This is a genomic window from Shewanella sp. c952 (genome assembly GCF_019654975.1).
In the GTDB taxonomy this organism is placed as follows: Bacteria; Pseudomonadota; Gammaproteobacteria; order Enterobacterales; family Shewanellaceae; genus Shewanella.
The window spans coordinates 155094-177562 of sequence record NZ_BPEW01000003.1 but is presented as its reverse complement, the minus strand read 5'-3'; the positions used below and the strand labels follow the sequence as shown (position 1 = coordinate 177562).

19 protein-coding genes and 7 tRNA genes are annotated in these 22469 nt (G+C 43.3%); 19 read left to right on the top strand and 7 right to left on the bottom strand.

Going from position 1 to position 22469, the window contains the following annotated elements; translation table 11 throughout:
• Window positions 1-32: 32 nt before the first annotated feature.
• The 3 genes from K5R16_RS03880 to purM all read right to left on the bottom strand — a co-directional run bounded on the left by K5R16_RS03880 (window position 33) and on the right by purM (window position 3395).
• Window positions 33-1103 carry a DcaP family trimeric outer membrane transporter gene (locus K5R16_RS03880; RefSeq protein ID WP_220736227.1) on the bottom strand — a complete coding sequence of 357 codons (1071 nt, stop codon included), beginning with the start codon at window positions 1101-1103 and terminating at the stop codon, window positions 33-35.
• A gap of 607 nt (window positions 1104-1710) precedes the next feature.
• Window positions 1711-2355, bottom strand: coding sequence for a phosphoribosylglycinamide formyltransferase (purN, locus tag K5R16_RS03875; RefSeq protein ID WP_220736226.1), 645 nt, complete (start codon window positions 2353-2355; stop codon window positions 1711-1713).
• On the bottom strand, window positions 2355-3395 hold the full coding sequence (purM, locus tag K5R16_RS03870; RefSeq protein WP_220736225.1) for a phosphoribosylformylglycinamidine cyclo-ligase: 1041 nt from the start codon (window positions 3393-3395) through the stop codon (window positions 2355-2357). The genes purN and purM overlap by 1 nt, the downstream gene beginning before the upstream one ends.
• A 219-nt stretch (window positions 3396-3614) precedes the next feature.
• On the opposite strand from purM, the gene upp reads away from it, so the two are divergent.
• Window positions 3615-4241 (top strand): uracil phosphoribosyltransferase, encoded by a 627-nt coding sequence (gene upp / locus K5R16_RS03865; protein ID WP_220736224.1) that lies wholly within the window; start codon window positions 3615-3617, stop codon window positions 4239-4241.
• A 100-nt stretch (window positions 4242-4341) separates the two neighbouring features.
• Here upp and K5R16_RS03860 read toward each other — a convergent pair whose 3' ends face one another.
• Window positions 4342-5664 carry a Na+/H+ antiporter family protein gene (locus K5R16_RS03860; RefSeq protein WP_220736223.1) on the bottom strand — a complete coding sequence of 441 codons (1323 nt, stop codon included), beginning with the start codon at window positions 5662-5664 and terminating at the stop codon, window positions 4342-4344.
• Between the two features lie 317 nt (window positions 5665-5981).
• On the opposite strand from K5R16_RS03860, the gene K5R16_RS03855 reads away from it, so the two are divergent.
• Window positions 5982-6587, top strand: coding sequence for a peroxiredoxin (locus K5R16_RS03855; protein ID WP_220736222.1), 606 nt, complete (start codon window positions 5982-5984; stop codon window positions 6585-6587).
• Window positions 6588-6834: 247 nt separating this feature from the next.
• Here K5R16_RS03855 and rnt read toward each other — a convergent pair whose 3' ends face one another.
• Window positions 6835-7521: a ribonuclease T gene (gene rnt / locus K5R16_RS03850; RefSeq protein WP_220736221.1), complete on the bottom strand. Its 687-nt coding sequence runs from the start codon at window positions 7519-7521 to the stop codon at window positions 6835-6837.
• Between the two features lie 140 nt (window positions 7522-7661).
• Between rnt and K5R16_RS03845 the strand changes: the two genes are divergently transcribed.
• The 17 genes from K5R16_RS03845 to K5R16_RS03765 all read left to right on the top strand — a co-directional run bounded on the left by K5R16_RS03845 (window position 7662) and on the right by K5R16_RS03765 (window position 20026).
• A complete protein-coding gene (locus K5R16_RS03845; protein WP_220736220.1) occupies window positions 7662-8531 on the top strand; it encodes an OmpA family protein in 870 nt (289 codons plus the stop codon).
• 634 nt (window positions 8532-9165) lie between these two features.
• Window positions 9166-11322 (top strand): prolyl oligopeptidase family protein, encoded by a 2157-nt coding sequence (locus tag K5R16_RS03840; protein WP_220736219.1) that lies wholly within the window; start codon window positions 9166-9168, stop codon window positions 11320-11322.
• 303 nt (window positions 11323-11625) lie between these two features.
• On the top strand, window positions 11626-12024 hold the full coding sequence (ybgC, locus tag K5R16_RS03835; protein WP_220736218.1) for a tol-pal system-associated acyl-CoA thioesterase: 399 nt from the start codon (window positions 11626-11628) through the stop codon (window positions 12022-12024).
• Entirely contained in the window at window positions 12014-12703 is a 690-nt protein-coding gene (gene tolQ, locus K5R16_RS03830; RefSeq protein WP_220736217.1) for a protein TolQ, read from the top strand. Before ybgC ends, tolQ begins: the two co-directional genes overlap by 11 nt.
• On the top strand, window positions 12703-13140 hold the full coding sequence (gene tolR / locus K5R16_RS03825; RefSeq protein WP_020911971.1) for a protein TolR: 438 nt from the start codon (window positions 12703-12705) through the stop codon (window positions 13138-13140). Before tolQ ends, tolR begins: the two co-directional genes overlap by 1 nt.
• Complete coding sequence (gene tolA, locus K5R16_RS03820; RefSeq protein ID WP_220736216.1) at window positions 13140-14075, top strand: cell envelope integrity protein TolA; 936 nt, start codon at window positions 13140-13142, stop codon at window positions 14073-14075. Before tolR ends, tolA begins: the two co-directional genes overlap by 1 nt.
• A gap of 9 nt (window positions 14076-14084) precedes the next feature.
• Window positions 14085-15413, top strand: a complete 1329-nt coding sequence (tolB, locus tag K5R16_RS03815; RefSeq protein ID WP_220736215.1) for a Tol-Pal system beta propeller repeat protein TolB — start codon at window positions 14085-14087, stop codon at window positions 15411-15413.
• Window positions 15414-15436: 23 nt separating this feature from the next.
• The gene (pal, locus tag K5R16_RS03810) at window positions 15437-15976 is read left to right on the top strand and encodes a peptidoglycan-associated lipoprotein Pal (RefSeq protein WP_220736214.1); all 540 of its coding nucleotides are present in this window, start codon (window positions 15437-15439) and stop codon (window positions 15974-15976) included.
• 22 nt (window positions 15977-15998) lie between these two features.
• Entirely contained in the window at window positions 15999-16721 is a 723-nt protein-coding gene (gene ybgF / locus K5R16_RS03805) for a tol-pal system protein YbgF (RefSeq protein WP_220736213.1), read from the top strand.
• A gap of 195 nt (window positions 16722-16916) precedes the next feature.
• Window positions 16917-16992: transfer RNA gene (locus K5R16_RS03800), tRNA-Lys, on the top strand.
• 56 nt (window positions 16993-17048) lie between these two features.
• Window positions 17049-17124 (top strand) — tRNA-Lys (locus K5R16_RS03795).
• Between the two features lie 44 nt (window positions 17125-17168).
• Window positions 17169-17244: transfer RNA gene (locus K5R16_RS03790), tRNA-Lys, on the top strand.
• Between the two features lie 56 nt (window positions 17245-17300).
• Window positions 17301-17376: transfer RNA gene (locus K5R16_RS03785), tRNA-Lys, on the top strand.
• 43 nt (window positions 17377-17419) lie between these two features.
• Window positions 17420-17495 (top strand) — tRNA-Lys (locus K5R16_RS03780).
• 147 nt (window positions 17496-17642) lie between these two features.
• Window positions 17643-17718 (top strand) — tRNA-Lys (locus tag K5R16_RS03775).
• A gap of 64 nt (window positions 17719-17782) precedes the next feature.
• A tRNA-Lys gene (locus K5R16_RS03770) sits at window positions 17783-17858 on the top strand.
• A 1022-nt stretch (window positions 17859-18880) separates the two neighbouring features.
• Window positions 18881-20026, top strand: a complete 1146-nt coding sequence (locus tag K5R16_RS03765; RefSeq protein WP_220736212.1) for a DcaP family trimeric outer membrane transporter — start codon at window positions 18881-18883, stop codon at window positions 20024-20026.
• Between the two features lie 85 nt (window positions 20027-20111).
• On the opposite strand, the gene K5R16_RS03760 is transcribed toward K5R16_RS03765, so the two are convergent.
• Window positions 20112-20378, bottom strand: coding sequence for a GrxA family glutaredoxin (locus K5R16_RS03760; protein ID WP_220736211.1), 267 nt, complete (start codon window positions 20376-20378; stop codon window positions 20112-20114).
• Window positions 20379-20602: 224 nt separating this feature from the next.
• A complete protein-coding gene (locus K5R16_RS03755; RefSeq protein WP_259649760.1) occupies window positions 20603-22348 on the bottom strand; it encodes a DEAD/DEAH box helicase in 1746 nt (581 codons plus the stop codon).
• Between the last annotated feature and the right edge of the window lie 121 nt (window positions 22349-22469).

The following is a 22469-nucleotide window of genomic DNA, read 5'->3' as shown; positions in this document are numbered from 1 at the left end:
ATACTGCTTGGCGTGCAGACTGATAGCTTTCGTTAAAGTACATACTTGGCTGAAAGCTGGATGTAATCAGAGTTGGCACTGTCAGTGGCAGAGATGTCTGCATCATAGTTACCCACTTCAACCCCAACACTGAGTTGCTTATTGAGCTGCTTAATCAAGTTAATAGCGTAGTGGTTACGATCTGAATCGGCATTCACACCGTTAAAGTCTTCAACTTCAGCGTGGCCGTAATAAATACTAGAGCGCCAGTCTTCACTCCAGAAGTGGCGATAAGCGACGGTATAGGCTTGGGTTGTCAGCAGATCACCACTGCCATCAGTATTGACCTTGTCGCCAGGGTTGTGACCAGGAGAAATATAACGACCAGCAGCGCCCGCGTTGTAGGCAAAGCGGAAGTCATCTTTACCAAAGGTATAAACTTTACCGCTCACGCTATAGGCAAGCTGTGTACCATCGGCATTGCCTGCTACACCATTGTTATCGAAGGTACGCGCCAGCACGGCAACTGCGACTTGGCCAAAATCACCTTTGTAGGTATAACGAGCCACTGCATCGGGGATGCTTTGGTTGGCATCGGTAGCGTTGGCTGGGTTTTCCAGTGCCAGTTCTAGGCCACCATTTGTATAACGGATCTGGGTTTGACGAATAAATACCTGACCAACGTGTGCGCCACCAAAGTCGAGTGCATCGGCGATAGAAACCAACGGCATAAACGTTGACCAGGTCTGGCCGACTTTCCAGTTCTTGTAAGAAATAAAGGCATGACGCATACGTGGTGTGTATGAGTTGGACACTAATGCGTTACCGCCACCGCCATAGAAATCATACTCTAGAAATCCTGTCACTGCGCCATTGGTAAACTTTACGTTGAAGCGTGATTCCTTTGCCTGAAGGCTGGTTTGGTTGGTATCTGGCGCGCTGGTACTGGTACCTATCCAGAAATCGCGGTATGCCTGATCGCCATTGACATTACGTAAGTCGGCTTTGAAATAGCCGCCGAAGGTCAACTTTGAATTCTCATCGATTTGGACTTCATAACCAGCGAAAGAAGGTGCAGAGAAAAGTGCAGTCATTAATAATGCCGCTTTAGTTGTTCTATTCATCAAGGTGCCTTTATATAGGGTTATTGTCTGCTTTGAACTGTGATCGTTGAATAATCAGATGCCCAGCAAACTTATGGTTTGTCTGCGGCTAACCATATGGCTTTATAAAAGGTTTTTTTATCCGTATTTACACCTAGGAGCACTAAGGGCTTACCCGTAGAAATCGTTTTTTCATTTTGTTCTAATTTAGTGTTTTTGCGGGTGATGGAGTAAGCGCGAAAGTATTTTAGTAAATCAATATAATATGTTATACCGTTGTTGCTATTGCGTGAGGTTTTTGGTTTGAGCTGATGTTTGCTGGCTTTCGCGAACATGATGTAGATCAAGTTTGTAACGAATAATCGAGTGGTGTGTTAATTGGGTGTGGTTTTATAATCGGAGAGTGACCCGCAAATGCAGGGCATGACGGCAAGCATGGTTATCGATACTTGATGATTATCGATGATAAATCCTCCAAATTGGAACTTATAAACGACATATCCAACCAGTGCTAGATGAAGCCGCTAAAGGTACACTCTTCATCGTGGTTTGCTAAATTTTGCTTGAGTTCGAAAATAAAAAAGGCGCTTAATGCGCCTTTCTTAGTCTGAAATATTTAACAAGCAGATCAGTCTGCTGCGTAACCATGATGATCAAGAACTTGGTCATCCAGTACTGCAGCACCATTTTCCATCTTCAAACGTTGTTGGCTAAACCATTTTACAACAAGTGGATAGATAGCATGTTCCTGCTCATGAACGCGATCAGCAAGTATCTCTACAGAATCTTCTTCATAAACCGGGACTTTAGCTTGTAAGATCACAGGCCCTGAATCAAGCTCAGGTGTCACAAAATGCACACTGGCGCCATGTTCACTATCTTTAGCATCGATAGCACGCTGATGAGTATTCAAGCCGGTATATTTAGGTAAAAGAGAAGGGTGGATGTTAATCATCTTCCCTTCAAAGCGCATAACGAAGTCATCAGTTAAAATACGCATAAAGCCAGCCAAGACGATTAAGTCCGGTTGATACTTTTCTATCGCACTAAAAAGTCTTTCGTCATAGTCAGCTCTTGTTTCGCCTTTATGAGCGATGACGCAGCTGGTATCAATTTCATTTTGGTGAGCACGAACCAAACCATAGGCGTCAGGCTTATTGCTTATCACGCCAATGACATCTGCTTGTACGTTATCATCACAACCATCAATGATGGCTTGTAGATTACTACCATTACCTGAAATTAATACTAAAACGCGGCAGCTCTGAGACATTACAAGATCTCCACTTGCTCTTCGTCACCGCTACGCTTGGCAATGTCACCAATTAGCCATGCTTTTTCGCCTTCAGCATTCAATAGCTTAAGTGCAGATTCAACTTTGTCCGCTGGCAACGCAACAACCATGCCCACGCCACAGTTAAAGGTACGATACATTTCAAATTCAGAAATGTTGCCTTTTTCCATTAACCAGTTGAATACGACAGGCCACTGCCAAGAGTCACTTTTAACCACGGCTTTGCAATCTTCTGGTAATACACGTGGGATATTTTCCCAGAATCCACCACCAGTGATGTGTGACATTGCGTGAACATCGTGCTCTTCGATCAATTTAAGCAGCGACTTTACATAAATTTTAGTGGGTTCTAACAAGTGATCGATAAGCGGCTTGCCAGCAAGCTCTTGCTCAGGATCAGCTTTGCTCACTTCTAATACCTTGCGGATCAGCGAGAAACCATTTGAGTGAGGACCACTAGAAGCTAATGCGATAAGTGCATCACCATCTTGCACCTTAGTGCCGTCGATGATCTCTTCTTTTTCTGCTACACCTACGCAGAAACCAGCAAGGTCATAATCATCACCTTCGTACATGCCTGGCATTTCAGCGGTTTCACCGCCAATTAATGCACAGCCTGATTGTACGCAGCCTTCAGCGATACCTTTAACAACGGCTGTGGCAACTTCAACATCAAGCTTGCCTGTCGCATAGTAATCGAGGAAGAATAGCGGCTCAGCACCAGATACGATTAAATCGTTTGAACACATAGCAACAAGGTCTACGCCTACGTTGTCGTGTTTCTTATAATCAATAGCAAGGCGTAGCTTAGTGCCAACGCCATCAGTACCAGAAACCAGTACTGGATGCTTATACTTAGTTGGTAGCTCACAAAGTGCACCAAACCCACCTAGGTTGCCCATAACTTCTGGACGACGGGTACGTTTAACTGCTGACTTGATGTTGTTAACTAGTGCATTTCCGGCATCAATATCAACGCCTGCATCTTTATAGCTTAGTGGGGTAGTAGGAGTGCTCACGGAGATCCTCTTCGGGTACGGGTCGATCGTTATAGGATTTTATGCGGCGCTATTCTAACAGCTTGTGACTAGCCTCGAAAGCATAGTTTTTCAATAAAGTTAGCGACAAGGCTCACGATTTAACGCCTTTTTAAAACTTTAAGTTTTCCTCTGCGAACAAATCTACTAGAATCGTTAAAATTTACCGTGAAAAATGCGTTAGAAAATCAGGAGATCAAGATGAAAGTCGTTGAAGTTAAGCACCCTTTAGTCCGTCATAAAATTGGATTAATGCGCGAAGGTGACGTAAGCACTAAGCGTTTTCGTGAGCTAGCGGCAGAAGTAGGAAGCCTACTGACGTATGAGGCAACTGCAGATTTCGAAACTGAGAAAGTCACTATTGAAGGCTGGAACGGTCCTGTAGAAGTTGAGCAAATCAAAGGTAAGAAAGTGACAGTGGTACCTATTCTTCGTGCAGGTCTTGGCATGATGGACGGTGTACTTGAGCACGTACCAAGTGCACGTATCTCAGTTGTGGGTATGTACCGCGACGAAGAAACTCTTGAGCCAGTACCATACTTTGAAAAATTGGCTAGCAACATGCCTGAGCGTATGGCACTTGTTGTTGACCCAATGTTGGCAACGGGCGGTTCAATGATTTCAACTATCGATCTGCTAAAAGACCGTGGCTGTACTTCAATTAAAGCGTTGGTATTAGTGGCGGCGCCAGAAGGTGTTGCAGCACTTGAAAAAGCTCATCCAGATATTGAGCTATACACTGCGTCAATAGATGACTGCTTGAACGAGCAAGGCTACATCTTACCGGGTCTTGGTGACGCCGGTGATAAGATCTTCGGTACTAAGTAATACTACAAACCTATGTGTTTTGAGCCAATGAATTGACTCAAATACAAACATTAAAAAAGGAGCCAATTGGCTCCTTTTTTGTATCTATCTATCCAGGCTTCTACAGCACCATTGCTGCAATCCAGCCAAACACTAGCAGCGGAATGTTGTAGTGAATAAAGGTTGGGATCACACTGTCTCTAATATGGTCGTGCTGACCATCGGCATTAAGACCTGCTGTTGGTCCTAATGTGGAGTCAGAAGCTGGTGAGCCTGCATCACCCAGTGCTGCTGCTGTGCCAACAAGTGCAATTGTTGCCGCAACTGAGAAACCAAAGGTCAGTGCGAGTGGCACGTAAATCGTGGCGATAATCGGAATAGTCGAGAACGACGAGCCGATCCCCATGGTAATAAACAAGCCTACTAATAACATTAAGAAAGCAGCCAGTGCTTTATTGTCGCCAATAATATCGGACAGTGAGCTAACCAAAGTACTGACGTCACCAGTCTCTTTCACTACGGCAGCAAAGCCTGCGGCGGAGATCATGATGAAACCAATGTTAGCCATCATGCGCACGCCTTGGTTAAACACGTCTTGGTCAGCTACATGCTTTAATGCACCAGAGAAGCTAAAGATAATAAAACCAATCAATGCACCAAAGATCATCGAACCAGTGTAAAGCTGAGTGGTTAAGGTTGCTAACACCGCCACAACCGCAATGGCAATATTTCGGGGATTGATGCTTTCATCTTCTGGTTCAGCGGAAAGAATGAGCTCCTCTTTGTACTCGCGAGGTTTACGATATGAGATAAATACCGCCACCAATAAACCACAAATCATACCTAGGGCTGGCAATAACATCGCCTGAGGGATCTGCGAACGTACAGCATCAAGGCCATTGGTATTTAGATTAGCTAGCAAAATGTCGTTGAGGAAAATGCCGCCAAAACCAACGGGTAAAATCATATAAGTAGTGACTAGACCAAAGGTCAGCACACAGGCCACTAATCGTCTATCGAGCGACAGTTTAGACATCACATGCAATAACGGTGGAATTAAGATTGGGATAAACGCTATATGAATGGGAAGCAGGTTCTGCGATGAAACCGCCATTGCCAAAATAGATAGTAGTAAAATCCAACGAACACGGTTGTAGTTGGTTCTAGATTGCTCTCCGCCCAATGCACCAATGACTTTACGTGAAATCAAGGTGGTTAAACCTGAGTGAGACAGGGCAACGGCAAAGGCGCCCAGTAAAGCATAGCTCAGTGCAATTTGCGCACCGCCACCTAAACCGGTATTAAAAGCATCTACGGTGTGTTGTAGATCCATGCCGCCAACCAAACCAGCTACCAATGCGCTAATGGTAAGAGCAATAACAACGTTCACTCGTGCAAGGCTCAATCCCAGCATCAAGCAAACAGCAATAACGACTGCGTTCATAATAAGCTTTATCTTTTTCTTATATTCAAAGTTGCTACTATTTTTGCCTGTTAACCAGCGTGATGTCCAGCGTGAAGGGGCGATATATTGATTTGGATGCGAGTTGTGAACTGAGTGTAGGGCTAATTGCTGTGAAAGTGTGAATACCACCACGCTCTATGTGGACTTGATGGCTGCATAATGTCCAGTTAACAGAATTAATATTCAAAAAAGTGATATTGCTCTCAAATAGCTTGTATGAAGTCAAACACTGCCTATAATGCCATTAGATTTAAAACGAAATAGCGTTTTTAGCAATCCATAGATGGAGAAATAAAATGAGTGTATTAGTAGGCCGTCCGGCTCCTGATTTTACTGCTGCTGCGGTACTTGGTAATGGTGAAATTGTAGATACCTTTAACCTTTCTGAAGCGATCAAGGGTAAGCCAACCGTCGTATTCTTCTACCCACTAGACTTTACATTTGTATGTCCTTCAGAGTTGATCGCATTCGATCACCGCATGGACGAGTTCAAGAAGCGTGGCGTTGAAGTTATCGGTGTTTCTATCGATTCTCAGTTTACTCACAATGCATGGCGTAACACTCCAGTAGACAAGGGCGGTATTGGCCAAGTTCAATACACTCTAGTTGCTGATGTTAAGCATGAAATCTGTAAAGCATACGACGTAGAGCATCCAGAAGCTGGTGTTGCTTTCCGTGGTTCTTTCCTAATCGATAAAGAAGGTCAAGTTCGTCACCAAGTGGTTAACGATCTTCCACTAGGTCGTAATGTTGACGAAATGCTTCGCATGATCGACGCACTTCAGTTCCACGAAGAGCACGGTGACGTTTGTCCTGCTGGTTGGGAAAAAGGCGACAAAGGTATGGACGCATCTACAGAAGGTGTTGCTTCTTACCTAAGCGACAACGCTGATAAGCTTTAATATCTGCGTTTAGTTGTTAGAAAAGCCGCGTTTAATCGCGGCTTTTTTGTGTCTACGATTTGGCGTATACACTTAAAATCATTAAGTTTCGGTTGATGAAGGTTGTAGCGTTTTGACCGCATAGGTATTAAATTGAAAAGAGTAAAGTTCTCTTTATTTATTCTAGCTTTTTCCTATATTTATAATTTTAAAAAAGCCGCATTGATTGCGGCTTTTTTGTATCTAGTATTGCAGGCGAACCTTACTATTAATCTTCAGGTTTAACTTCGATTTCCGCTCGTTCTTCTGACTTAGACTCATCGGCAATGTATGGCCAGCCACCGAGTGACTTCCAGCGGTTTACGATTAGGCAGAACAGTTCAGCGGTACGCTCGGTGTCATACAAGGCTGAATGGGCTTCGCGGTTATCAAATGGAATGCCAGCCATTGCACAGGCTTTCGCTAACACCGTTTGGCCGATAGCAAGGCCTGCAAGTGCGGCAGTATCGAAAGTGGCGAAAGGGTGGAATGGTGTGCGCTTCAAGCCATTACGCTCGATGGCTTCGCTGACAAAGCCGTGATCGAAGGCGGCGTTGTGCGCCACGATAATACTGCGATGACATTCAGAGGCTTTTTGTGCTTTCTTGACCTCTTTGAAGATCTCTAAAAAGGCTTCTTTTTCACTGACTGCGCCGCGCAGCGGGTTAGTTGGATCAATACCGTTAAACGCTAAGGCTTCAGGTTCAAGATTTGCGCCTTCAAAAGGTTCGATATGGTAATGCAGTGTTTTGTCTAATTGGAGTACACCGTCATCATCCATCTTTAACATCGTGACTGCAATTTCTAGTAGCGCGTCGGTCTTTGAATTGAACCCGGCTGTTTCAACATCGATAACCACTGGGAAGTATCCTCTAAAGCGGTTTTTCAATTTGTTGTGGTCGAAAGTGTCAGTCATTAAATTATCCAAAAAGTTAGCAGGTGCCTATTATGGGGCAACTGAGAATAACTGTCATGTTCGTTTGCTTATTTTATAAGCTAAAGAAAGATAAATCTTTGCCGATAGAGAGAAGTGACCCAATTATGGAGAGTGGTTTTATGCGGCTTAGCGTTCTTTTTGCATCATTATTATGCTTACCTTTTTTTGCTAATGCGGATCTCAAGCAATATGTAGCTTCTTTAGAAGAGTCCCAGTGGCGCGTGAGCGGAAATAATCCTGTGATGTGCCGCTTGGAACATGATATTCCCTCTTACGGAAAAGCGGTATTTACCAGTATTGCGGGTAAGAACCATAACCTTAATTTCACTCTTGATATGTGGGTAAAACCTGATCAAGTGACTCAAGCTAAATTAATGAGTATGGCGCCTGCTTGGCGACCAGGCGTGGTATCTAAAGAGATCACTGAGCTGACTTATCAAAAGTACTTTAGCGGCGAAGTGCCGCGTAATGCTGCTTGGTCAATGCTCGCAGAGCTTGAAAGTGGTATGCAGCCAACCTTCTATTACGCCGACTGGTATAACCAAACTAATAAAATAGCCGTGGGCTTATCGGCGGTGAATTTTAGACGCCAATATGCACAGTTCAAATCGTGTCTATCATCATTATTACCATACTCTTTCGAAGATATTGCCTTTACAGTACTCACCTATGAATCGGGTGGTACTGAGCTGACCCGTTACGCCAAAGCACAAATAAATAAAGTACAAGAGTATCTGGCTTACGATCAAAACGTAGACTTGGTGTTGATTGATGCTTATACCGATAGCTACGGTGGCCGCAGCGCTAACGAGCGTGTCTCAGTGCAACGCGCTGATTCGGTCAAAGATCTGTTTGTCGCTAGCGGCATCCCTCAAAGTCGTATTCATACAATGGGGCACGGTGAACGTCGACATGTGGCCTCAAATCAAACCATTGATGAGCGTGCAAGAAACCGACGCGTGGTGATTAGAATAAGTAAGCCTCTGTAAACCAGAGTTAGTTGGATCTATTATTTGAGCCTTGCTTTTATTGCAGGGCTTTTTTATACCTTAGGCATTTTTAATCGTGGCAGTAAAATTTAGATAAAAAAAAGCCCGCTTACATAAGTAAGCGGGCTGCAAAAATATTTGATTTGCAATCAACAAATTGAAGGAAGGAAGTCAAGCTAAGAACCAGGGATGAAACTTCCGTGGATAACCACCAAAGTTTAAGAGTTCTTTGTTTCCGAATCTGCTAGGCAGACACTTCCTGAAAACGAGACGAATTATAGAGCCAGGTTTGATTACTGACAAACTAGAATAATTTGATAAGTGGATTAGTTTTGCTAATGATTAAAAGTGGCAGGGATGATGATTTTAGCGGCCTACAAGCGCTATAGTGGGTCCTTAATCACGTTTTTTGCATAATTCCACTTAATATATAATTAATCTATGTTACTAAAATATTAATGGCTGAACAGTGGCATAAGTGAAACTAGGGCGACAACAAAATTTTGCGCTGTATTTTTTTAATTTGTATAGTGCATTTTGAAAATGGCTATTTATGCCAGCTTAATAAAAAAGCCTACCTAGTAAACATCGCTGTTAGGTGTGACTACGGATAGGTGAATCAGGGATACAAACCATGCGAATTAATACTTTATCAGCTAAAAAGCCGTTATTGGCTATTGGCTTTGGCTTAGCGTTAGCCGGTTGCCAAACGCAATCTGTTGACGAGTCTACAGCTGACACCCTTATACAAAACCAAGACAGCGTCGTTGAAACGCTCCATGGCGTTCAGGTTGCAGATCCATATCGCTATTTAGAAGTTGAGTCAGACAAGACTCATCAATGGGTAAAGCAGCAACAGCAAGATGGTAAAGCTTATTTAGCTGCCATCGAAAACAAGCAGGCGATTGTTGAGCGGATTACTGAGTTGTGGAACTTCGAAAAGATTTCTGCACCGAATGAAAAGGGCAGTAATACTTTTTATTATCGCAACAACGGGCTGCAAGCACAGTCTGTTCTGTTTGTAAAAGATGCATCGGGTAATGAAAAGGTGTTGCTCGACCCAAATACCTTCTCATCAGACGGCACCATTGCGCTTTCAGGTACATCGGTGAGTGACGACGGTAAGACATTGGCCTATGGCGTTTCTAAGTCGGGCTCAGATTGGCAAACGTGGCATTTTGTCGATATTGCGACAGGCAAGAAGCTAGCCGATCAATTAGATTGGATCAAGTTCTCTAGCGCGGTTTGGAACAGCGATAATACTGGCGTGTATTACGCTCGTTATGATGCACCTGAGGGCGGTAACGCGCTTGCTGATGTTAACTTTAACCAAAAAGTGTACTTCCATAAGATAGGCAGCGAGCAATCACAAGACAGTTTGGTTTATGAAAGACCGCAAAACAAAGACTGGGGTTTTGGTATTGAAGTGACGGATAAAGGCGATTATTTACTGCTTTATATCTCTCAAGGTACCGACAGCCGTAACCGTTTCTTCTATAAGTCGCTGAAACAACCACAAGCGGAAGTGGTTGAACTTATTCCCGATCTAGAAGCGGAATACAGCTTTATTGGCAACGACAAGTCTACTTTCTATTTTAAGACTGACTATCACGCACCTAATGGTAAAGTGATTGCGATTGATGTGAATAACAGCGCAAAGGACAATTGGAAGACCATTGTTCCTGAGCTTAAAGATCCAATCAGCAATATTGCAATTGTTAATGATCATATCGTCGTCAGCTACTTGCATGATGTTCTGGGTAAGTTAACCATTTACAGCATGAATGGCGATAAACGCCAAGATGTAAAACTGCCTGGAAAAGGTAAGGTTGCAGGCCCTTATGGTAAGCGCAGTAAAGATTACTTCTATTACGTCTTTAATAGCTACACTCAGCCACAAACTACCTATAAGTTTGATTTTAAGACCGGCGAGTCAACACTTTACTCAAAACCTACCGTATCATTCGACCCAGACAACTACACCTCTGAGCAGGTCTTCTATACCAGTAAAGATGGTACAAAAGTGCCGATGATGATCTCTTACAAGAATGGCATGAAGAAAGACGGTAATAACCCGACACTTCTATATGCTTATGGCGGCTTTGCGATTTCATTAACGCCACGCTTTAGTCCTGCCAATATAGCGTGGATGGATATGGGTGGTGTTTATGCGGTGCCAAACTTACGTGGTGGTGCTGAATATGGCGAAAGCTGGCATCAAGCGGGTATGTTCGATAAAAAGCAGAATGTATTTGATGACTATTATGCTGCTGCTGAATACTTAATCGACCAGAACTACACGAATAGCACAAAGCTTGGTGCTTATGGCCGTAGTAACGGTGGACTATTAATGGGGGCGGCGTTAACTCAGCGTCCTGAACTATTTGCCGCTGTGTTGCCTGCCGTAGGCGTACTGGATATGCTTAGGTTCCAAAAGTTCACTATTGGTTGGGCATGGACGAGTGAGTATGGCAGTGCCGATAACGCAGAGCAGTTTCCTGCATTATATGCATACTCGCCGTACCACAATGTTAAAGCGCAATCTTATCCAGCCACTATGGTGATGACTGCAGATCACGATGACAGAGTTGTACCGCTGCATAGCTTTAAGTTTGGTGCCATGATGCAAGAGAAGCAGCAAGGTGATGCGCCTGTGATTATGCGCATAGAATCTAAAGCGGGTCACGGCGCTGGTAAACCGACGGCGATGAAGATTGATGAGTTTGCCGATATTTATAGTTTCCTATGGCACAATTTTGGCTTGAAAGTGCCGACTAAAATCGCGCAATAGAGTTAGATAACGCTAAATGAAAAGGGCAGCTTAAGCTGCCCTTTTTTATGCTCTAAATAAACAGTGATTCAACAAAGAGTTGGCTAGATTAATATCACTCAACCTGCGGCGGTTCGAGGCCAGTACATACCCAGCAAGTGTGCATTTTTAACGCTTTTGGCGGCAGATGTAATAATCCCTTAAGATTATTAACAAAATTTTATGAAGATGGCTAAGGCTTATCACATATCGCCATTCACAATTGCATATTGGCTAGGTATAGTAGGCCTCTTATTTTGTCTCATTAATTGGCGATCTTATTTTATGTTTCGTTGGCCTATTTCCGTTTACTACGAAGATACTGATGCCGGTGGTGTTGTTTACCACTCAAATTATTTGAAGTTTTTTGAGCGCGCTCGAACGGAGTGGTTGAGGTCAATGGGCGTCAGTCAAACAGCACTACTTGCTGATGATATTGCCTTTGTTGTGAAGCGTGCAGCACTCGATTTTTGTAAAGCGGCGCGTTTTGAACAGAACCTTATGGTCGAAACCGAGGTCATACAACTCAAGAAAGCGTCGTTGACATTTAAACAGCGTTTAATTGATGAGCAGGGTGTTACGTATTGCGAGGCTGATATATTAGTAGCCTGTATCGCATTATCACGTATGAAACCCAAAGCCATTCCCCTAAATATTGCCCAGGAGTTTAACGGTGGAAGCTGATATTTCGTTTATTGGATTATTTTTACAAGCAAGTCTTTTAGTTAAGTTTGTTATGCTGACATTGCTTAGTTTGTCTATTGCTTCTTGGGCGGTGATCCTTCAACGCCGTAAATTATTGACGGCAGCAAAAACTGAAGCGCTTAAATTTGAAGATAAGTTTTGGTCTGGCGTTGATCTCAACAAACTTTATCAAGAGTTGTCGGCACGTCAAGATCGCAATGCAGGCCTTGAAGCACTGTTTGTAACTGGCTTTAAAGAGTACGCCAGACTTAATAAGCTCAATGGCCGCGTCCCTGAAGCTGTTATGGATGGCAGCTACCGAGCAATGCGTGTGTCACTTTCAAGAGAACTCGAAAAACTCGAGACCCATTTACCACTGTTGGCTACCATTGGCTCAACCAGCCCGTATATTGGCTTGTTTGGTACAGTATGGGGGATTATGAACTCCTTTATCGCTTTAGGCGCTGTTGAAAACGCCACCCTAGCTATGGTCGCACCAGGTATTGCTGAAGCATTGATTGCAACTGCTATGGGTCTATTTGCGGCTATTCCTGCCGTAATCGCCTACAACCGTTTCTCGACTCAAGTTGAAAAGATAGAGATGTCTTACGCCAACTTTATGGAAGAGTTCTCTAGCATCTTGCACCGCCAAGCATATAGCGAGAAGGAACAGGCATAATGCATCAAGGCTACCAAAGGAAGCGCCGTCGCCCGGTTGCTGAAATTAATGTGGTGCCCTATATCGATGTGATGTTGGTACTGTTGATTATTTTCATGGTGACAGCGCCAATTGTCACTCAAGGCGTTAAGGTCGATCTACCTCAAGGTGCTGCAGAGTCATTGCCCGCTGATAGTAAACCACCGGTTGTGGCTTCAATTGATGCCATGGGCGAGTACTATTTAGATGTAGGCAGTTCGAGCACCAAAGAGGTTCTTGAGCTGGACGAAGTCGCGATTAGGGTTGGGGCTATTATTCAATTAGAGCCAGAACGTCCGGTGGTCGTAAAAGCTGACCGTTCAATCCCCTACGAGAAAGTGATTCAGTTAATGGTGACACTGCAAGGCGCGGGCGTACCGTCTGTTGGATTGATGACCGATTCGCCGGAGGATAAGTAGTGGCGGCTAAATCAGAATTAACCATTCCAGTGTCAATTTCAGCTGGAATTCATATTGGCGTGATAGTTATCTTAGCGCTAGGCGTTGATTTTTCAGATAAACCCAAGCCACAACCTCAAGCGAGTGCGCCAGCTGTACAAGCGGTGGTCGTTGATCAACAAAAAGTGGCAGAGCACGTTGAAAAGCTAAAAGCACAGAAGCGTGAAGCGGAGCGAAAAGAAAAGGCGCGCCAAGATGATGCTGATAGACGTGTCCGTGAAGCGCGCAAAGAGCGCGAACGTGAACAGAATCGTATTAAGAAGCTTGAGCAAGAGCGAAAGCAAAAAGAGATTGAAACTAAAAATGCAAACGACGCGGCTAAGGCTGCGCAGTTAAAGCAGAAGCAGGAAAAAGAGAAAGCCGCTAAAGCTGAAGCTGATCGTAAGCAAAAGGAAAAAGAGCGCCAAGCTTCGGAAGCAGCAGCTAAAAAAGCTGCGGATAAGCGTAAAGCCGAGGAGGCCGCTGCCTTAAAAGCTGAAAATGAACGTAAGCGTAAGGCTGAAGCTGAACGTAAACGCAAAGCCGAAGAGCAAGCGCGCCGTGAGCAAGAGCAGATGATGCAAGAAGCTTTAGCTGCAGAGCAAGCAGCACTTTCACAGACTCGTAATAAAGCCGTGATGAGTGAAGTTCAGCGTTATACCTCGATGATCAGAGCGACCATTCAGCGTAACTTAGTTGTCGACGAATCAATGCGAGGTAAAAGCTGTCGAGTCTTTATCCGCTTAGCAAACGATGGTTTTGTGACTGCGAGTAAAATCTTGGATGGCGATAGCGTAGTATGTCGGGCGACTAAAGCTGCGATTAATAAAGCTGGGCGTCTACCCGTTTCGAATGAGCCTGATGTATATAACAAGCTAAAAGAAATTAATTTAACAGTTCAACCCGAGTTCAATTAAAGGAATCACATGAAGATTTTGGGGAAATGGTTACTCGCTAGCCTACTTATTTGCAGCATGCCTGCAAAAGCTGCATTGGATATTGTGATCACCGAAGGTGTTGATGCTGCAAGACCTATTGCCGTTGTTCCTTTTGTTTGGCAAGGCACCGGTCCTATGCCTTCGCAAATATCGGATGTGGTTATGTCTGATCTTGCACGTAGCGGCACATTTAGCCCATCAGATGAGCTAAGCTTGCCACAACGTAATATCAGTACCTTGGCTCAATTTGATGCGAAGGCGTGGATGGCGCAACCTGCAGAAGCTGTAGTGATGGGGTCTATTAAGCCTTATGGTGCAGATAAATATTTAGTTAGCTTTCAGTTAATTGATTTAGTCAAAGCGCAATTACAATCGGATGCAGGGCCGCAAGCCGCTAACGATTTAGTGATTGATAGCCGTGAGACTGTCATTAGTGCCGCTCAGTTTCGTCAGTACGGTCACCGTATTAGTGATGTGGTTTATGAAAAATTAACTGGTATTCGCGGTGCTTTTCTTACTCGTATAGCTTATGTTGTTGTTAAGCATGGCGAAAAGTCACCATATCAGTTGATGATCTCTGATTACGATGGCTATAACGAACAGATGTTACTGCGCTCTCCTGAGCCATTGATGTCGCCGTCATGGTCGCCAGATGGACAGCAACTTGCTTACGTTAGTTTTGAAAACCGTAAAGCAGAAGTGTTTGTGCAGAACATTTATACTCAAGCACGTAAGAAAGTCACTAGTTTTAATGGTATAAATGGTGCGCCGGTATTTTCACCTGATGGTAAAAAACTCGCTGTGACGCTTTCTAAAGACGGTCAGCCAGACATTTATGTGGTTGATATCGCCACTAGCGCGCTAAAGCGTGTAACGAATCATTATTCCATTGATACCGAGCCGTCTTGGTTCCCGGACGGTAAGTCTTTATTACTTACCTCTGAACGTGGCGGACGTCCACAGTTGTATCGTGTATTTTTGGACTCAGGTAAGATCTCTCGCTTAACTTTTGAAGGCGAATGGAACTTAGGTGGTTCAATTGCGCCAGATGGGCGCAGCATTGTTTTTGTAAATCGTACTAACGGTAAGTTTAATATCGCAAGAATGGATCTTGAAACACGATTTATGCAGGTTTTGACGAGCACCAGGCTCGACGAATCCCCAAGCCTAGCACCTAACGGTACTATGGTTATTTACGGAACAACATACCAAGGTAAACAGGTATTGGCGGCGGTTTCTATGGATGGACGATTCAAGGCCAGATTACCCGTCGGTCAAGGTGAAGTGAAATCACCTTCTTGGTCACCATTTCTCTAACTATAAAGATTAAGGATTTTAAAATGGATCTGAATAAGCTATTTAAAGCCATGTTAGTCGTACTTCCTATTATGGCTCTCAGTGCCTGTAGCTCGACTTCTGAGTCTGAAACAGATGCAACTAGCTCAACGGAATCATCTTCATCAACAGGTTCTGCTAACAGCGGTGTTGAAACAGGTGGTGTTGCACCTGTGCTGACTCCTGCGGAGCAGCAGCAACTTAAGTTTCAAGAGCTAAGAAAAGAGCACATCATCTATTTCGATTTTGATCGCAGTTCTGTTTCGCAGCAATTTGCTGAAGTGTTAGAAGCTCATGGTGATTACCTTGTAGAACACCCAAATGTTCGTGTGATGATTGAAGGCCATGCTGATGAGCGTGGAACACCTGAATACAACATCGCATTGGGCGAGCGACGCGCTAAAGCGGTTGCTAAGTACCTTCAGGGTATGGGCGTACAGCCAAGCCAGATGAGTGTTGTTAGCTACGGCGAAGAGAAGCCAATGGATCTGTCTCGCACTGATGATGGTTTTGCAAAAAATCGTCGTGCAGTACTTGTATACTAATTTTAGGTAAAAGGTTTACCCTATGAAATACGCCGTGATATCAGCGGCAATCATCCTGGCAAGTGCAGCACATGCTGCACCTGCTCCTGTTGAGGATGTTGCTGGTGGCTCTTCAGACGACAGAGTGGCTCGTCTAGAGCGAATTGTAAAAGCAAAACAGCAAACTGAATTTGCTATGCAACAACGCTTAGAAGCGTTGCAGCAAGAAGTCCTCGATTTGCGTGGATTAAGTGAGCAGCAGTCTTATCAAATTGAACAGATGCTACAAAGGCAGCGTCAGCTCTATGAAGATATCGCTAATATCTCAAGTAAGCCTGCAGCGACTGTGAGCGTAGTAAGCAGCAATAGCACCACCACGGCAAGTTCAACTTTAGGTGAAACCGCCAGTTATGAACAAGCTGTAAACTTAGTGCTTAAAGAGAAGAAGTACGAAGCGGCTATTCCAGCTTTTGCTCAGTTTATCGAAAGTTATCCTGATTCAAGCTATGCACCTAATGCAAATTACTGGTTAGGGCAGCTACTCTATAATAAGAGTGAGTTTGTTGGAGCCACTAAAGCTTTTACAACAGTTGTTGATAAATTCAAGGATTCAGGTAAGCGTGGTGAAAGTTTAGTCAAGCTTGGTATGATTTCTGAGAAGACTGGTGATAAAGCCAAAGCGAAAGCTTATTACCAGCAAGTTGTGAAAGAATATGCTAATAGCGCAGCAGCCCGTATTGCACAGCAGCAACTTTCAGCACTTTGATTGCGATTTATTCAAAAAACAATCTCTTAGACTGTTTTTCATGCAAACGATGAAAAATGGGAAATTTGCACTTGCATGAGCAAATGAAAAAGGTATTATAGGCGCCCTCAGAGAGACACCGTCTTTCGGAGGGTATCTAAGCGAATTGTTTAGTTAATCTAAACTAAGTGCTAATGATACAAGCAATACCAGATAGGGCCGTTAGCTCAGTTGGTAGAGCAGTTGGCTTTTAACCAATTGGTCGAAGGTTCGAATCCTTCACGGCCCACCACTTCTGAGGTGGATTTGTTTTAAAGCAAATGAAATCAGAAAATGTAATACCAGAGAGGGCTGTTAGCTCAGTTGGTAGAGCAGTTGGCTTTTAACCAATTGGTCGAAGGTTCGAATCCTTCACAGCCCACCACTTATTCTACAAGGTGGAAAAACAAGTAGAAGCAATACCAGAAAGGGCCGTTAGCTCAGTTGGTAGAGCAGTTGGCTTTTAACCAATTGGTCGAAGGTTCGAATCCTTCACGGCCCACCACTTCTGAGGTGGATTTGTTTTAAAGCAAATGAAATCAGAAAATGTAATACCAGAGAGGGCTGTTAGCTCAGTTGGTAGAGCAGTTGGCTTTTAACCAATTGGTCGAAGGTTCGAATCCTTCACAGCCCACCACTTATTCTACAGGTGGAAAAACAAGTAGAAGCAATACCAGAAAGGGCCGTTAGCTCAGTTGGTAGAGCAGTTGGCTTTTAACCAATTGGTCGAAGGTTCGAATCCTTCACGGCCCACCACTTCTGAGGTGGATTTGCTTCAAGGCAGATGAGTTCAGAAACGTAATACCAAAAAGAGCCGTTAGTTCAGTTTCTTGTAGAAACAGACAGTTGGCTTTAACTAATGATAGTTAGTTATTGACTTGAATATATCAGCAATACCAGAAAGGGCCGTTAGCTCAGTTGGTAGAGCAGTTGGCTTTTAACCAATTGGTCGAAGGTTCGAATCCTTCACGGCCCACCACTTCTGAGGTGGATTTGCATCAAAGCAAATGAAATCAGAAAATGTAACTCAGCATTACCAGAAAGGGCTGTTAGCTCAGTTGGTAGAGCAGTTGGCTTTTAACCAATTGGTCGAAGGTTCGAATCCTTCACAGCCCACCACTTTCTGATTCAATCGTAAATCCCATACCTTGCTTCATGTGTTAACAACTTCATAAATGAACTCAATTTTCCTATTTATTCAAAGAATTTAATGTCTAGATTAGATGTTAGCTCTGTTGCAGCGGATACTAATGAATAACCAGTTGGCTTGCTCTTTTAGCAATTGGTCGAAGGTTCGAATCCTTCACAGCCCACCACTTTCTGATTCAATCGTGAACTGTAAATTTTACTTCGATTACACATCATTTGTTAGATTTTTTCCTATGCAGTTTTCTTCCTATTCATACAAAGTATTTAATATCTAGATTAGATGTCAGCTTTGTTGCAGCAGATACTAATGAATAGGCTGCTGGCTTGTTTCTTTTGTTATTGGCAGCTGGTTCGTTACTCAGAGTGTTATAGCTTCGTCTTATGATTTCAATATCTGAACCTGTACTACCCAATGGAAGAGAACTATTTATTTTTTCTGTTTCTTTAATCTCTATTTAATCGCTAAAAGCGATCCTTAAAACCTGTTTATCAGAAATTTAGTGCTTAATTCATCGCTATTATTGTTGGTATTGTTTAAAGAAAATATTAAAGTGTTTGCAGTAATTTAGATGTTTAGGCGAATACAGCTAATAACATTGAGTCTAAATAAAGCAATAAATAAAATAATTCGTCAGTTTTATTTAGCGGATGACAGCCATGTGACATATTCTTTTCAGCCGTATCCCCCTTTTAAAAACCCTATTTAACCTCATGTATTTTATCACTTATTCAGAACTCCTTTGATTACTGCTGTTATTGCTGCTTATTTTAATGGGGCGAGTGCTATAAGAATAGTTACATCTTTCTCTTAAAATTATCGTGAGTTATTAACACTTTGTATAATTCTTTACTAATATTAGCCGCGATGGATGCGAAAGTGATTAATTAGTAAGAGATGTTCTACTTTTGTCTGATAGACCTATTGCTAATGTTGCCTTGATGTTAAGTCGGTCATATTTCGTAAGGATAATAAAAAATACGGGAGAAAGGGAATGAAACAAGCAAAATTAAGTATCTTGTGTGCTTCGCTTATAGCTGCAACGAGTATAAGTGCACAGGCTGATACGGACTTTAAATTTGGTGGTTATGTAAAAGCTGATGTGATGTTCAGTGATTACAGCAATGGCGCACCTGATTCTGGCAGTCTATCACGACAGTTTTATGTACCAGGTACCATTTATGGTGATCCAAGTAACGGTAAGCAGGTTGTCGATTTCCAAGCAAGAGAATCACGCTTTAACTTTAAATCGTCTACCGATATTGATGGTCATAAGTTAGTTGGTTTCATTGAACTCGATTTTATGACTCATACCGATGGTAACGAGCGAGTATCTAACAGCTACTCGCCACGGATCCGTCAAGCATTTTTAAGTTTCGATAATTGGGCTGCTGGTCAAATGTGGACCACTTTCCAAAATCCAGGCGCCTTACCTGAAAACTTAGACTTTGTTGGAGCTGCTGAAGGTACGCCTTTTGTGCGTCAAACAATGGTTCGTTACACAAACGGTGGTTTTCAATTCTCGGCTGAGAACCCGGAAACAACACTCAATGCCTATCGCGATCCAGCTGGTAGCCGTATAACCAGTGGTAGTGGTATGGTTCCAGATTTTGTCGCTCGTTATAATATGAAAACTGAAGGCGGCATGGCGTTCACGTTTGCAGGCCTCGCACGTCAGCTTAACGTTGAGCAAGATGATTTAGACTCTTCAACCTTCGGTTACGGCTTGAGTTTTACAGGCGTGATCCCAGTTGGACAGGATGATATTAAAATGTCAGCCACTTATGGTGATGGTTTAGGTCGCTATATGGCACTTAACTACGCTAATGCGGGTGTATTGGACGTAAATGGTGACATTGAGGCGATCACTTCATATGGTGGCTATATTTCGTATCGCCATTGGTGGAATGATAAGTGGCGTACAAGTATCACTGGTTCAGGTTTTAAAGCTGATAACAATATTGACTTGATTGGTAATAACGTCAATAAAGACTCTTATTCTGGTTATGTCAACTTGCTGTACTCTCCAGTTAAGCCACTTACGGTTGGTGTTGAATATATGTATGCGAAGAACACCAAAGAGAATGGTTTTGATGGTGAGCTAAATCGTGTCATCTTCTCAATGAAGTATGTACTCTAGCTGATACAAGATTATTACTTTTAGTTAGATAATTTAGACAATAAAAAAGGAGGCGATAGCCTCCTTTTTTATTGAGTGGTTAAACTTATGCCGCTGGCATTAAGTCATTGTCTCGTACATATTGTTCAAACTCAGTACAACCGCCAACATGGTCTTTATCGACAAAGATCTGCGGTACTGTTTCAACTGGCTTACCAACTGTTTTTTCTAGATCGGCTTTGCTGATCCCTTCTGCATGAATATCAACATATTTGAATTTGAAATCTTCACGCTTTTCAGTAAGTTGCTCTGCAACTTGAACTGCACGTACACAATAAGGACAACCCGGACGACCGAAAATAACTACAAACATATTAATTCCTCAAAAATAGCTTGAGCACTTTATAACATAGGCTACGGATTAGTTCTAATCGATATTTGTAGTCGTGTTAATCGCATTGCTGAATTTTCGATTATATGTTTAAGGAACTGTCTATTTGTCGTTCTACACGGAACCGTTGGGAACTGGCCACATTTGTTGTAAATGCTCTTCTATAATGGTGCATATTTAAAAATGACCAAGTGCTAACCTGATAATTACAGCGCCATATTGCTCGGCTCGGTTTGATAGCGGCCTTGGTAGTCAAAAATGGACTCAAGCAGATCCCAGCCTTTTTTGCCTTTTTTAAGTAGTAACAGATCAGGCTTTCTAAAGCAGTCGGCATCATTAGCAAGCTCCTGAGCTGATTGATACTTTTTATGTTTCATACCCGGAGTCTTGCTATGGGGGAAAATAAACAGGGCAAATACAGCTTTTATTTGGGCGGCCGTCTGCATTTTAAAATATCGGCAGAAATCATTGCCCTCGATATCTATGTAGCGCACGATTAAGCGCTCACCATCGGGCTCAAGCAACATACTTTGGCATTTAAACAAGTGGTGATGTTTCTGCTGTAATACTTCTTTGAGTCGCTTATCGGGGTCAACTAATACTGCTTGGCAATGGTTACAGACTTTGGCGGCGATGTCGTTTTCTTCTCCACAATTTGGGCACGCTTTAGAGCGAAACCTAAAATCGCATTGTTGTTTGCCGCCAGGTGTTTCTATCAATGCTTGGCAGCGTCTGCCAAAGTGCTCAATAATGTCACCATCGTCATCAGTTAACCCCCAGAAAATATTGGCGAAGTCGCATACCGGACAATGTACTTGTACTGGTTTACATTTACTATTGGGTTTGGGCTGGCCTACCTCTGGATAGAAAAGGTCATAACCATTGGCTGCGTAGTCAATAATGAGGCATTCAGTTTTACCTGCATCGATACGCAAGCCACGTCCCACCATCTGCTGAAATAGACTCACCGAGGCTGTGGGTCGCATAATGGCAATTAAGTCGACATGGGGCGCATCAAAGCCCGTAGTAAGCACTGCCACATTAACTAAAAACTTTATCTGCTTAGCTTTAAAGGCTGCAATTAGCAGGTCTCTGTCTTCGCGAGAGGTCTTAGCGGTCACTAGTGCTGGTTCATACCCGTCAAGCTTGGCCATTATCTCTTCGGCATGTTTAACGGTAGCAGCAAAAATGATCACTCCTTGGCGATGCTTTGCTAGCGCAATGAGTTGCTTGACGATAGCGGTGGTAGCACGTCCGCAATGATTGAGTAACGAATTAACCTCTGATTCGTTGTATTGGCCTGTAGGCGATGCCGTTAGCTCGCTAAAGTCATATTGCGCGCTAAGCCCGTCAAACATTTTTGGTTGGCTTAAAAAGCCTTGTTTGATTAATGGGCGCATGGGTAATTCAAATATGCACTTTTCGAAAACGGGTTTGTCAGCATTACCGATTTTGCCATGGTAGTGATGACGGTAGATCCAACCTAGATCCAAGCGATAAGGAGTTGCGGTTAACCCTAACAGTCTTACCTTGTTATTTTTCGATTTAAGGTGAGCAAGTAGCTGCTGATATTGGCTGTCTTTTTCTGGGCTGACTCGATGGCACTCATCAATAATGACGAGGCTATAGGGTTCGTCAAATTGCGTTGGCTGTTTAACCGCAGACTGGATACTGGCAACCACTGTTTTACCACGGGTTGATTTTTGATTTAACCCTGCAGAATAAATGGAGGCTTTCTCGGTGAGTAGGCCGACTTTTTCTGCGTTTTGCGCCACTAACTCTTTAACGTGGGTCAGCACCAGAACGCGACCTTTGGCGATTCTAGCTAATTCAGCGATGACAATGCTTTTACCCGCTCCGGTAGGCAGTACCAATACGGCAGAATCGCTAGTCGACTTAAAGTGATTTATAGCGGCATCAACCGATTGTTGCTGATAGTCTCGAAGTTGCACGTGAGTTTCCGTTTGGCAGGTAAATACAAAAACTGATATCGAAATCATCACATAAATACGCTGTGACGGTAAGCAAAATGTGGATTTGTTTATTTAAAGGCATAAAAAAAGCCCCTCTATG